This is a genomic window from Pyramidobacter sp. C12-8 (assembly GCF_002007215.1).
Lineage (GTDB): Bacteria > Synergistota > Synergistia > Synergistales > Dethiosulfovibrionaceae > Pyramidobacter.
On record NZ_MUHX01000033.1, the window covers coordinates 16,759 to 27,979 of the forward strand.

The following is an 11,221-nucleotide window of genomic DNA, read 5'->3' on the forward strand; positions in this document are numbered from 1 at the left end:
GCCTGGGAAAGGGCTCTGTCTCATGACAAACTCTTGAAATAAAGAATCATTCGAGAAAATCGCGGAGTTTTTTACTGCGGCTGGGGTGGCGCAGTTTCCTCAGCGCCTTGGCTTCGATCTGGCGGATGCGCTCGCGGGTGACGCCGAATCGGCGTCCCACTTCTTCGAGCGTATAGGAACGTCCGTCCTCCAGCCCGAAGCGGTAACGCAGCACTTCGCGCTCGCGGTCCGAGAGCGCGTCGAGCATCTCTTCGATCTGTTCGTGAAGCAGGTTGCCGGCGGCGGCGTCCTCGGGGCTGGGCATGTTGCGGTCTTCGATAAAATCGCCGAGCTGACTGTCCTCTTCTTCGCCGATGGGAGTTTCCAGCGAGACGGGAAGCTGAGCGATGCGGCGGATCTCTTCGACGCGTCCGCTCTCGATCTCCATTTCGTGCGCGATCTCCTCGTCGCTGGGTTCGCGCCCAAGTTTCTGCACGAGCTGGCGGGAAATGCGCACCATCTTGTTGATGGTCTCCACCATGTGCACGGGGATGCGGATCGTGCGCGCCTGGTCGGCGATGGCGCGGGTGATCGCCTGGCGGATCCACCACGTGGCGTAGGTGCTGAACTTGAAACCCTTGCGGTAATCGAACTTCTCCACGGCGCGGATCAGACCGAGATTGCCTTCCTGGATCAAATCGAGGAACAGCATGCCGCGGCCGATGTATTTTTTGGCGATGCTGACGACCAGACGAAGATTGGCGTCGATGATCTGCTGTTTCGCCTCCGCGTCGCCGGCTTCGACCCTGATCGCCAGCTCGCGTTCCTTCTCTCCGCTCAAGAGGGGGACCTTGCCGATCTCGCGCAGATACATGCGCACGGGGTCGGACAGAGGCACGTCTTCCATGCGTCCGAGCTCTTCACCGTAACCGGGGGCTTCGTCGCCGCCGGACGAGGCAAAATCGGACGCACTGTCGTCGTCGCCCGAAACGTCGGGACTTTCTCCTTCATCGGAAATCTTTGCCTTGCTTTTCGAAGGCCGCTTCGACTTGGCTGAATTACTATCTTTTGACGTGACTTGAGTGGAATCATCCAGTACCTGAATGCCAAGTTCCGTCAAATTAATGAAAACATTGTCCAGGATCTCGGAACTCCAATAATCTGCGGGAATATATTTCTCGATATCCTTGTGAGTCACGTAGCCATTCTTGCGCCCCTGCACGATGAGCCCGCGGATATGGCTCATCATGGAACGCAGATAGTCCGGATCGCTTTCCGAGATTTCGCCGGGAGAAGATTCCTCCGAATCGTCTCCTCCCCGTTCTCCCTCAAGGGCCAGATTTTCGTCGAGCTCATCGTCGGTTCCCACCTCGGCGAGATCCTCCGCGTCGGGGTCGCTGAAATTGTCGAGGTCTTCGTCTGCGGGAACCTCGTCAAACGGATCGTCGGGTTCTTTGGGAAGCGCGTCCAGCGTGGCGGTCAACTTGATACGCTCCGGGGCGCTCTTTCTTTTGATACCCTTTTTCTTCGCGTCGTCTTTCGTGAGAGGTTGCTCCTCCGGCTTCTCTGCGGCGGGAGTTTTCGGATCGCTCCCCTTCGCCGTCACCTTTTTCTTTTTCTTGACGGCTTTTTCAGACGTCTCGACGGTCTTTTTCGGGGTTTTCTTCGTTGCGCCCTTCCCTTCAGACGAAACGCCCGCCTGGATGTCAACCTCTTTCTTTACGGTTTTCTTCTTTGCAGGAACCGGCGCGTTTGCCGCGGGAGCCTTCTTTTTCTCATGAACCTTGGATTCTTCGCTGTTCACGTGTTTTTCAACCGCCTTATTTCCCGATTCAAAGCCGGATGCGTTTTTTTTCTTGTCGGAAGATGACGCCTTTTTCGCCTTCGGACTCTTCGGAGCGGAAGGAGATTGTCTGGTTAACTGGACCTGCTCCGGTACGCTCCCGGCGGAATCTCTCACTTTGGGTTCAAGAGTCTTGTTCTTTTTGTGAACAGCCATCGAACATCCTCCTTCACTTCTTCGTCCACGACGAAAAGGCCGATAGATCTTCTCACGAACAACCAGCTTCAAATTCTCACGGGTTTCACAATATCACGTTTCCTCGCTGCCGTCACCGATGGTCAGCTCATAAAAAGCCGGCAACGGGATAGACGGGGACGGTCCGATCACTGAACGGGTCTCGTCGAGCTGAAAGTTCTCCAGCTTATTCACGACGAGCATGTCCTTTGGAATGTCAGTCTCATACGGTAAAGGGGCGCGCAGAAAACCGAAGCGTTCCGCATAAAAAGGGACCAGGGCGCTGCTTTTCTTCCATTTCTGCATGTCCGCACGCATTTCCGCGAGTCCTTCCAGCTCGTTAAAAACCGGAAGCGCCGCCATATAGGCGATGACTTTATAACGTATGAGAGCAATCTGCCCATTCCAAAAAGTGCATTCCGTCACGCCGGCTTTCAGATCCCGGCGCTGGGCAAGAAAATGCCCCGCAAAGCGCTCCATCTCACGGCTATAGCCGAATACAAGGGTAAACGGAGACATATCCGAAGCCATCCTTCTTTCGAGGACGGCTTCATCCCAGATCATGCTGCCGGCGATGCCGCATTCGCTGCCGCAGAGATACAACAGCTCGCTCTCCAAAGAGAGCGCCTGAAAAGACAGATCACGCAGCAGTTCGCTATGGAGCCCCGCCATGGAGATGGCGCCGTGCTCGCGCCGGGAAAAACTCCAGCATCCCACTTCTACGTCAAGTTCGCTGTTCCAATAAGGCAGGCACACGGCACAGTCTCCTTCTCGAAAAATCCGTATATTATTATCCCATAAAGAACGCCTCAAGTGGGAGAAATATTTTTAAGTTCTCTGTTTCGGTCTTTTTCCGGAAGACGTCCGATGATGCTACAATAGCGCCGTGCTTCGTATTGTTTCTCGGAAAGAAGACCGCCGCTCTTTTTCCCGCGCGGGGGAGGCGCCGAAAAAAGCGAGAGACAGCGGTCCGTCAAGGACTCGTCTCGACGCGACGTGCGTCCTTGGGCCTCGAAGCACGTACGGATTAGACTTTTAATCGATCACGGATCTTAGAAAAATCGTCGAGCGGGGTGAAGTCATGCTAAGCGATGTTTTTGGCAGTTTGGTCAGCTGGCTGGTGGATACGATCGGCTCGCTGGGATATACGGGAATCGTCGCACTGATGTTCCTGGAATCGTCCTTTTTCCCTTTCCCCAGCGAAGTCGTTATGCCTCCGGCCGGCTTTTTGGCCCACGGAGGACACATGTCGCTGCTGGGGGTGCTTCTTACGGGGATTGCGGGCAGTCTGTTGGGAGCGCTGTTTAATTATTGGCTGTCGCTGCGTTTTGGGCGTCCCTTTTTCATCAAGTACGGCAAACACTTCGGGATCACGTCGGAAGTTCTTGACAAAGCCGACTCGTTCTTCGAGCGTCACGGCCATATCAGCACGTTCGTCGGCCGTCTGATCCCGGTGATCCGTCAGTATATCTCGCTGCCGGCCGGGATCGCCCGCATGAACCTGACGCGCTTCTGCTTCTACACGACGCTTGGCGCCGGCATCTGGGTCGTCATCCTGACGCTGCTGGGTTACTGGCTTGGCGCCAATCAAACGCTGATCCGGCGGCATCTTTCGGAGGTCAGTTTCGCTCTCTGCGCTGTTTGCACAGTTGTCGTAGCAGTGTACGTCTGGCGCCAGAAAACAAATCAAAAATCAAAAAAGAGTCGATAGCGCGTTTTGTTCCACGGCGGATTCTCCTTGGGGAGAACTCGCTTTTTTTTGCGTAATAGCATAAAGGCCGACAGATCAGATCTGCCGGCCTTCTTTTTTAATCTAAAAAGGGTTCAATCACTAACGGTCGTCCTACAGACGGACGACGTTAGCAGCCTGAGGGCCCTTTTCACCATCGACGACGTCGAACTCGACTTCTTCGTTCTCCTCAAGGGACTTGTAGCCGTCCATCTTGATAGCGCTAAAATGGACAAAAACGTCCTTGCCCTCTTCGGTGGTGATGAAACCGAAGCCCTTGGTGCTGTTGAACCATTTCACTTTGCCCTTCAAAGTACATGCCTCCAAAAAAAACGTGATGAAAAATCCCGACCAGTTCGGGAGCGCCCGGAAGATTCTCCGAGTACGGGGAAAATATACAACGATTCTTCTGAAATGTCAAACTTGAAATTAGCGCGCACACGTTTTTTCAAGGATTTTTATACATTGCGTTTCCCTTCCTCGGCAGAGAAAGCGCACGTGCATTTTCAAAAGCAGTCTTTGCACCGCGCGACGAAAGTCAGAGGACGTTATAATGCCGCAGTCTCCTGGACACCTCGTCGCGGCCCAGCAGTTCGATCACTTCGAAGATGCCGGGGCTGACTTTGTAGCCGGTCAGCATGTAGCGCAGCGGCATGGCGATGTCTTTGAGTTTGGCTCCGTTGGCGTCGCACCACTCGCGCGCGAAGGCCAGCATCTGATCGGGCGTGACCAGCTCGGGACGAGACAGAAAATCGGTATTGAACTTTTTCAGCAGGACGCGGCGTTCGTCCGTCAGGTCGCTGCCGTCGTACCGGGCCGCCACGGGCGCAAAGGTCACGAGATAGTCGGAAAACTCCGCCAGCTCCTTGATCGTCTTGCCGCGGCCGGCCATGATCTCGAAGCATTTGCCGAGATAATCCAGATCGAGTTTGTCGCAGTCCACGCCCATTTCTTCCCAGAAAGGACGGACCAGTTCGAATTTTTCCCTGACGGGCATTTCCGTGATGTGTTCCTGATTGATGAAATTCAGCTTGTCGAAATCGAAGACCGAGGACTTGCGGTTGATGTTGCGAAGTTCGTATTCCTTGATGGCCAGGTCGCGGCCGAACACTTCCACGTTCCCCTTCGGAGCCCAGCCCAGCAGCGCCAGAAAGTTGAAGATCGAATCGGGCAGGTAGCCCATGTCGCGGTATTCGTAAACGCTGGTGGCGCCGTGGCGTTTGGAGAGCTTTTTCTTGTCCTTGCCGAGGATCATGGGCAGATGGGCGAACTTGGGCATCTCCCAGCCCAGCGCCTTGTAGATCAGGACCTGCTTGGGCGTGTTGGAGATGTGGTCTTCGCCGCGGATGACGTGAGAGATCTTCATCAGATGATCGTCGACGACGACGGCGTAATTATAGGTAGGGAAACCGTCGCTTTTGATCAGCACGATGTCCTTCATCACGCCGGTACGGCCGTCGATCAGCGCGTCGCTCTTGTAGTCCACGTGGCCGTAGACTTCGTCGTCGAAGCCGATGTCCAGCCCAAGCGGCACTTTGTAGATGACCGCGCTGCCGTCCTTGTAGGCTTTGCCTTCGTCGAGAAGCCGCCGGGCGTATTTATTGTAAAGGTCGAGGCGTTCGGTCTGACGGTACGGTCCGTAATCGCCGCCGACGTCGGGCCCTTCGTCCCAGTCGAGATTCAGCCATTTCATCCCGGCCATGATCGTCTCTTCGTATTCCGCGGTCGAACGGACGCGGTCGGTGTCCTCGATGCGAAGGATAAACTTTCCGCCGGTATGACGGGCCCACAACCAGTTGAAAAGCGCCGTGTGAGCGCCGCCGATATGCAGCGCGCCGGTGGGGCTGGGCGCGAAACGTACTCTCACTTCATCCGCCATTTATAAAAGTTCCTCCTCACATAATTGGTTCATCGCGTGTACAATAGACAAACGGATGCGGAAGAAAATCCGCAGAGATTCAGAGAGCATTATAACCCGTCCTGGAGGTTTATGGAAATGCCTGGAAAAAAGATTTTGCTTATCGACGGACACGGCATCGCCTTTCGCGCCTTTTACGCGATCCCCGAGCTGAACGCCCCCGACGGCACGCCCACCAACGCGCTGGTCGGCTTCTTCAACATGTTCGCCAAAGTCAGACACGACCGGCGTCCCGACGAGATCTACGCGGCGTTCGACATGAAGGAACCGACGTTCCGCCACCAGCTCTATCCCGAATACAAAGCCACGCGCCGGCCGACGCCCGAGGAGTTCAAAATTCAGGTTCCGCTGCTCCACGAAATGCTTCCGCTTCTGGGCGTCCACATCATGGAGCGTCCTTCGGTCGAGGCCGACGACCTGATCGGTTCGGCCGCCGTGCAGTTCGCGTCTCGCGGCGACGAGGTGCTGATCCTCACCTCGGACAAGGACATCATGCAGGTGCTGCGTCCGGGCGTGAAGATCCTCCGCCCCGGCAAGGGCGTCTCGTCTTTCGAGGAATACGACGTTCCTCACTTTACCGAAAAATACGGTTTCCCTCCGGACACAATGGTCGATTATCTGGCGCTGATGGGCGACTCGATCGACAACATCCCAGGCGTGCCCGGCGTGGGCGAGAAGACCGCTTCGAAACTGCTTCAAAGTTACGGCTCCATCGAAAGCATTCTGGAACATGCCGGCGAACTCAAGCCGGCGCTGCAGAAAAAAATGAGCGAGCACGGCGCGCAGGCCGTCGCGAACCGCAAACTGACGCGGCTCAAATGCGACGAGGACCTGAGCGAATTCATCTCGAAAGAAGCGGCGGTCGATCTGGAAGCGTTCGGCGCTTTCTGCGCCCGACTGGGCATGAAAAAGGCGGCCGAATCCTTCGGCGCCGCAGCCGAAAAGAAAAAATCCCCCGCCGGGAATCCGCCGGCGGAGGCGGCGCGGCCGTCGCCCGTCAGTACCGGGGACGACTTCGGCGAGGCCGTCCCCCCCGCTGCCGCGATCCCGCTGGACACGATCCTGTGCGCGCCAAGGATCGCGCTCGATCTCGAAGAATCCGGCGCGCCCGTTCCATACACGATCAAAGAAGAAACGCTGCAGTCGCGCCGCGTCATCCTCGCCGCCCCCGACGGCAGCTGGTGGCAGGGCACGCTGGCCGAACTGGCGCCGCGTTTGGACGAACTGTTGGACAACAGGGTCGTCTGTCTCGACGCCAAGGCGCTGTGTTACCTGATGGAGCGGCCGCGCCTCGGCGGGCTTTGGGACGTCAAGACCGCCTGGTACCTGCTCCATCCCGATCTAGAAAGCTACGACATCTCGAAGGAGATCGGCCTCGAACTTTCGCCCGGCCGGGCGCTGCGCCTGTTGGCCATCGCCCGCTCCATGGAAGAAAAAATCGCCGCACAGGACATGACGCGGGTCATGAACGAGATCGACCTGCCTCTGATCCCCTCCTTGGTCGACATGGAGCGCCGCGGCATCCGCCTCGACCGCGAAAAAATGCTGGCGCTTTCGCGGGAGCTGGAACGTCAGCTGAACGCGATCACCGAAAAAGTCTACGAAGCGGCCGGATGCGAGATCAATCTCAACTCGCCCAAACAGATCGGGGAGCTTCTCTTTGAAAAACTGGGGCTTCCCGTCGTCAAGAAAACAAAGACCGGCTACTCCACCGACGTGTCGGTGCTTGAACAGCTGCGGGAGATCTGCGGCGCGCGCTGCGAAATCCCGGGGCAGCTCCTGGAATACCGCGAGCTTCAGAAAATGGCCTCCGGCTTCGTGCAGCCGCTGCTGAGCGCGGCCGGCGAGGACGGTCTGATCCACAGCACCTTCGAATCGCTGACGACCGGCACGGGGCGCCTCAGCAGCCGCGATCCCAACATGCAGAACCTGCCGGCTTACAGCGGCTGGGGACAGAGGATCCGCGAATGTCTGATCCCGTCGCGGCCGGGGCATTGCTTCGCCGCCGCCGATTATTCGCAGATCGAACTGCGCGTGCTGGCCCATCTCTCGGGAGATCCGCAGCTGATCGAGATCTTCAAGTCGGATCGGGATATCCACACCGAAACCGCCGCCATGATCTTCGGCCTCCCCGCCGACGCCGTCACCAAGGAGCTGCGCCGCAGCGCCAAGACCGTCAGCTTCGGCCTGATCTACGGCATGAGCGTTTTCGGCCTCGCCTCCCGGCTGGGGACGGACCGCAACACCGCGTTCCAGATCATGGACGCCTACTTTGCCGCTCTCCCGGGCGTACGGGAATACATGGAAACGAGCAAGAAAAAATCTCTCGAAGTCGGCTACACGTCCACGCTTTTCGGTCGCCGCCGCCCGATGGACGAGATCGCCACCGGGAACCAGACGAAAGACCACCAAAAACGCGTCGCCATCAACGCCCCGATCCAGGGGACGGCCGCCGACATCACCAAGATCGCCATGAACAAAGTCGCCGCGCATTTTGCCGGCCGCGACGTGGCCATGGTGCTCCAGGTCCACGACTCCATCGTCTGCGAATGCCCGCAGGATCGGGCCGAACAGACCGCCATGGAGCTCGGCCAGGTCATGGAAAGCGCCGTTCAGCTCTCCGTTCCTTTGAAAACGGAACGGACCGTCGGCACATCCCTCGCCACGGTTTAATGTTTTATGGTATAATTCTTGGGCTGAAACAGAATTTTTCACGCTGCCAATTCGAAAGGAGTAAAGTCACTTGCAGATACTTACTGCGCTTCGCACTCAGATCAAGTGGATCCTCGCCCTGTTTATCGTCATCTTCACCGCTTCCGTCGGATTCATGTACGGCACGGGCAGTTCCTCCGACTCCGACAATCAGCGCACCGGCGATTTCGTGGTCGCCAAAGTCAACGGCGAAGAACTGCACATCAGCCAGCTGCAGGAACACCTGCGCTCGTTCGTCGAGCGCAACGGCATCCGCGACCTGTCCGACAAACAAATGCCGCTTATCTACAAAGCCGTGTTCGACGAAATGGTGTCCAACCGCGCCGTCATCGACGAAGTCGCCCGCCTGAAAATCAGCGCCCCCGCCGACGACGTCGACAAGCAGCTGAAAGAGGTCGAGAATCAGTACGTGACCAAAGAAGCCTTCATGCAGACGCTGAAGAACCAGGGCAGCAGCCTCGAACAGGTCAAAGCCGAGATCGCCCGCCAGCTGGCCATCAACAAGATGCTGGAAGACGTTTCCGGCGGCGTGGTCGTTTCCGACGACGAGATCAAAGCCCTGTACGACGCGCTGCGCGGCAACTTCACGTTGCCGGCCGGCATCGAAGCCGACTTTGTCCAGCTGAAAAACAAAGAGGCCGCCGACAAATTCGCCGAAGAAGTGAAGGCGGACAAGGACTGGGACAAGGCCCTTACGATCGTTTCGCCCGACATTGTCCAGGCGACCTCGAGCGACGTTCACGAGCGCATCGCCGCGACGGAGATGGTCGGCAAGCTCGAGCCTCTTTCCGCGCTGAACGACGGCGAAACCTCCGCCCCTATCGAGATCACCAGTCAGGATTATTTCGTCGTGCACCGCATCAGGGCCGTCTCGGAAGACGTGCGTCCTCTCTCCGAAGTGTCCGACAGCATCAAGACGATGCTCCTTCAGAGCAAAAAAATGGAGGCCCAGCGCAACTACATCAAGGGGCTGACCGATAAGATGAACGTGGAGATCGTCGCCCCCGAACTCTTCACCGTCAAGAGCGACGACGTTCCGCCTGCCGACGCCCTTCCCGATGAAAAGCTGGACGGACTGAAACCGGCTTTCACCGAGGATGCGGCAAACAAAGCCGCTGATCCGGCCGCCGTGAAGTAACCGGCATTCAAAGTATGCAAAAGGCCGATAGGAGAGATTCTTCCTCTCCTATCGGCCTTTTGATGCCGCGGAACCCAGACGGCGCCGGACTCGCAAAAATCTACACGGCCCGCGCCGCTTTTATCTCATACTATTTCTCAATTAAAATGCCGAATGCAGAGGCGCTGCGGAGGAGATTCACAAAGCGAGCTGCGCAGACCGCGCAGCGGTCGAGGGAGTCCTGAGCGACTGAACTCCTCCGCAGCGTCCGGGAAACTATGTTAATACTTTCTATCAAGAATTAGTATCATGTCCGTCGCAGTCAATTTACGCCTATCCTGCCGGCACCGTATTCACGACCACGGCCTTGCGCTTCTGCGAAGAGCCGTACGTGATCCGGTCCGTCTCTCCCAGAGAAATATTCGACGTGTTCAGGCGATCCATGGAATGTTCGATCAGCGTAGTGCCGCACAGCTGATAACATCTTTTCGACCAGAGATCCACATACTCGATCGTTCCCTCATACGAGCGGCCGTTCTCGGCAGGCTCCAGTTTCATGTGTTTGATCAGGAGCTGAAGCATCTCCTTGCCGCGCACGTGGTAACGCGCCAGCCGCAGCGGCGTCCAGCCTTTGGCGTTCGTCGCCATCGGATCCGCTCCGTGCTCGAGCAGCGCCTGCACGACGCGAAGATCCTTCGTCCAGACCGCGGCGTGAAGGATCGTATCACCGTATTCGCCCGTCGTCCGCACGTTGACGTCAGCCCCGGCATCGAGAAAATATTGAACCACTGCCAGCGAGTTATTCTGCGCCGCCAGGTACAACGGCGTAATCCCGTCGCGAAACGACTGTGTGACGTCGATTTGCTCCGCAGCGACTCTTCCCTTGATCTCTTCGACCGTCCCTTTGACGCACAGCGTCCAGAAGTCTTTCCCAGGCTCCGGCTGCACCTCTGCCGCCGCAACGCTTTTTTCATCGTCCGCCATTCGTTCCTCACCCTTCATCACAATTCACCGTTCCGTTATATCACAAAGTCGAGAGATTGCGCCAGACGCGGCCGTTTTTGATGGAATCAGTCGATTTTCAGCACGCGGTACTCGCCGCAGTCTTCAACTGTGCTGCACGATGATCCCCCCTGAAACTTATTGATTCCCCCTGGCGCCAGTATAGCAAAAAGCCCCCGCGAAGGGGGCTTTTTATAATTTTCACAAAAAACATGGCGGAGGGAAGAGGATTTGAACCCCCGAGGGGCGTGAACCCCTGGCTGATTTCGAGTCAGCTGCCTTCGACCACTCGGCCATCCCTCCGCAGACGAAGGGTATTATAGCACAAACCGAAGAGCTTGCCTAGTTGTTTCTGCCGTCGGGGAGCCGACCGAATTTGCGTTGAAATTCTTCAAGGTAAATGCAACCCAACATCCGGTACCCCGTTGCATTAAATCTGAATTAAAAGAAGCTTGCATTTAGTCTGAATTGATGAAAGACCTTTCTTACGAGACAACAGATCTCGGAAAGGAGTTCATCATCATGAACAAACATTTGACTCTGGCTGAAAGAAAAGCCATTGAAAGCGCCCTCAACCGGCGAGAATCTCTCAGAAGTATTGCCTCAACAGTTCTGAAGTCGCCGAGTACGATCTCCAGAGAGATCAGAAAACATGCAGAGACTGTCTTCAAAGGCTGTTATGGCCGGACAGCAAACTGCTGCCTTCACCGGTATGACTGCTCCGTTACTTCCCTTTGTAACACCTCT

General features: G+C 56.7%; 9 protein-coding genes and 1 tRNA gene. 4 read left to right on the forward strand and 6 right to left on the reverse strand.

Annotated elements, in window-relative coordinates; genetic code table 11:
• Nucleotides 1-46 precede the first annotated feature (46 nt).
• Both rpoD and B0D78_RS10760 read right to left on the reverse strand, forming a co-directional pair.
• A complete protein-coding gene (rpoD, locus tag B0D78_RS10755) occupies nt 47-1,318 on the reverse strand; it encodes an RNA polymerase sigma factor RpoD (protein WP_446737332.1) in 1,272 nt (423 codons plus the stop codon).
• Between the two features lie 753 nt (nt 1,319-2,071).
• Nucleotides 2,072-2,752 (reverse strand): hypothetical protein, encoded by a 681-nt coding sequence (locus tag B0D78_RS10760; RefSeq protein WP_078016960.1) that lies wholly within the window; start codon nt 2,750-2,752, stop codon nt 2,072-2,074.
• 325 nt (nt 2,753-3,077) lie between these two features.
• Here B0D78_RS10760 and B0D78_RS10765 point away from each other — a divergent pair, with 325 nt between their 5' ends.
• A complete protein-coding gene (locus tag B0D78_RS10765) occupies nt 3,078-3,707 on the forward strand; it encodes a DedA family protein (protein ID WP_078016961.1) in 630 nt (209 codons plus the stop codon).
• A 132-nt stretch (nt 3,708-3,839) separates the two neighbouring features.
• On the opposite strand, the gene B0D78_RS10770 is transcribed toward B0D78_RS10765, so the two are convergent.
• A complete protein-coding gene (locus B0D78_RS10770; RefSeq protein ID WP_040550697.1) occupies nt 3,840-4,037 on the reverse strand; it encodes a cold shock domain-containing protein in 198 nt (65 codons plus the stop codon).
• A gap of 226 nt (nt 4,038-4,263) precedes the next feature.
• A complete protein-coding gene (gene gltX, locus B0D78_RS10775; protein ID WP_078016962.1) occupies nt 4,264-5,604 on the reverse strand; it encodes a glutamate--tRNA ligase in 1,341 nt (446 codons plus the stop codon).
• Between the two features lie 117 nt (nt 5,605-5,721).
• Here gltX and B0D78_RS10780 point away from each other — a divergent pair, with 117 nt between their 5' ends.
• Both B0D78_RS10780 and B0D78_RS10785 read left to right on the forward strand, forming a co-directional pair.
• Entirely contained in the window at nt 5,722-8,316 is a 2,595-nt protein-coding gene (locus B0D78_RS10780) for a DNA polymerase (protein ID WP_240496168.1), read from the forward strand.
• A 70-nt stretch (nt 8,317-8,386) separates the two neighbouring features.
• Nucleotides 8,387-9,493, forward strand: coding sequence for a SurA N-terminal domain-containing protein (locus tag B0D78_RS10785; protein WP_078016964.1), 1,107 nt, complete (start codon nt 8,387-8,389; stop codon nt 9,491-9,493).
• Between the two features lie 312 nt (nt 9,494-9,805).
• On the opposite strand, the gene B0D78_RS10790 is transcribed toward B0D78_RS10785, so the two are convergent.
• Both B0D78_RS10790 and B0D78_RS10795 read right to left on the reverse strand, forming a co-directional pair.
• Complete coding sequence (locus B0D78_RS10790) at nt 9,806-10,456, reverse strand: ankyrin repeat domain-containing protein (RefSeq protein WP_168170108.1); 651 nt, start codon at nt 10,454-10,456, stop codon at nt 9,806-9,808.
• A gap of 231 nt (nt 10,457-10,687) precedes the next feature.
• Nucleotides 10,688-10,777, reverse strand: a tRNA-Ser gene (locus B0D78_RS10795).
• A gap of 168 nt (nt 10,778-10,945) precedes the next feature.
• Between B0D78_RS10795 and B0D78_RS10800 the strand changes: the two genes are divergently transcribed.
• Nucleotides 10,946-11,221 (forward strand): helix-turn-helix domain-containing protein (locus tag B0D78_RS10800; RefSeq protein ID WP_143521727.1); only part of this gene is annotated, 276 nt, incomplete at its 3' end.

What these genes read in the sequence shown, in the direction of transcription:
- B0D78_RS10780 (WP_240496168.1), top strand. Translation starts at nt 5,722, where the DNA reads ATGCCTGGAAAAAAGATTTTGCTTATCGACGGACACGGCATCGCCTTT.
- gltX (WP_078016962.1), bottom strand. Translation starts at nt 5,604, where the DNA reads ATGGCGGATGAAGTGAGAGTACGTTTCGCGCCCAGCCCCACCGGCGCG.
- B0D78_RS10765 (WP_078016961.1), top strand. Translation starts at nt 3,078, where the DNA reads ATGCTAAGCGATGTTTTTGGCAGTTTGGTCAGCTGGCTGGTGGATACG.
- B0D78_RS10790 (WP_168170108.1), bottom strand. Translation starts at nt 10,456, where the DNA reads ATGGCGGACGATGAAAAAAGCGTTGCGGCGGCAGAGGTGCAGCCGGAG.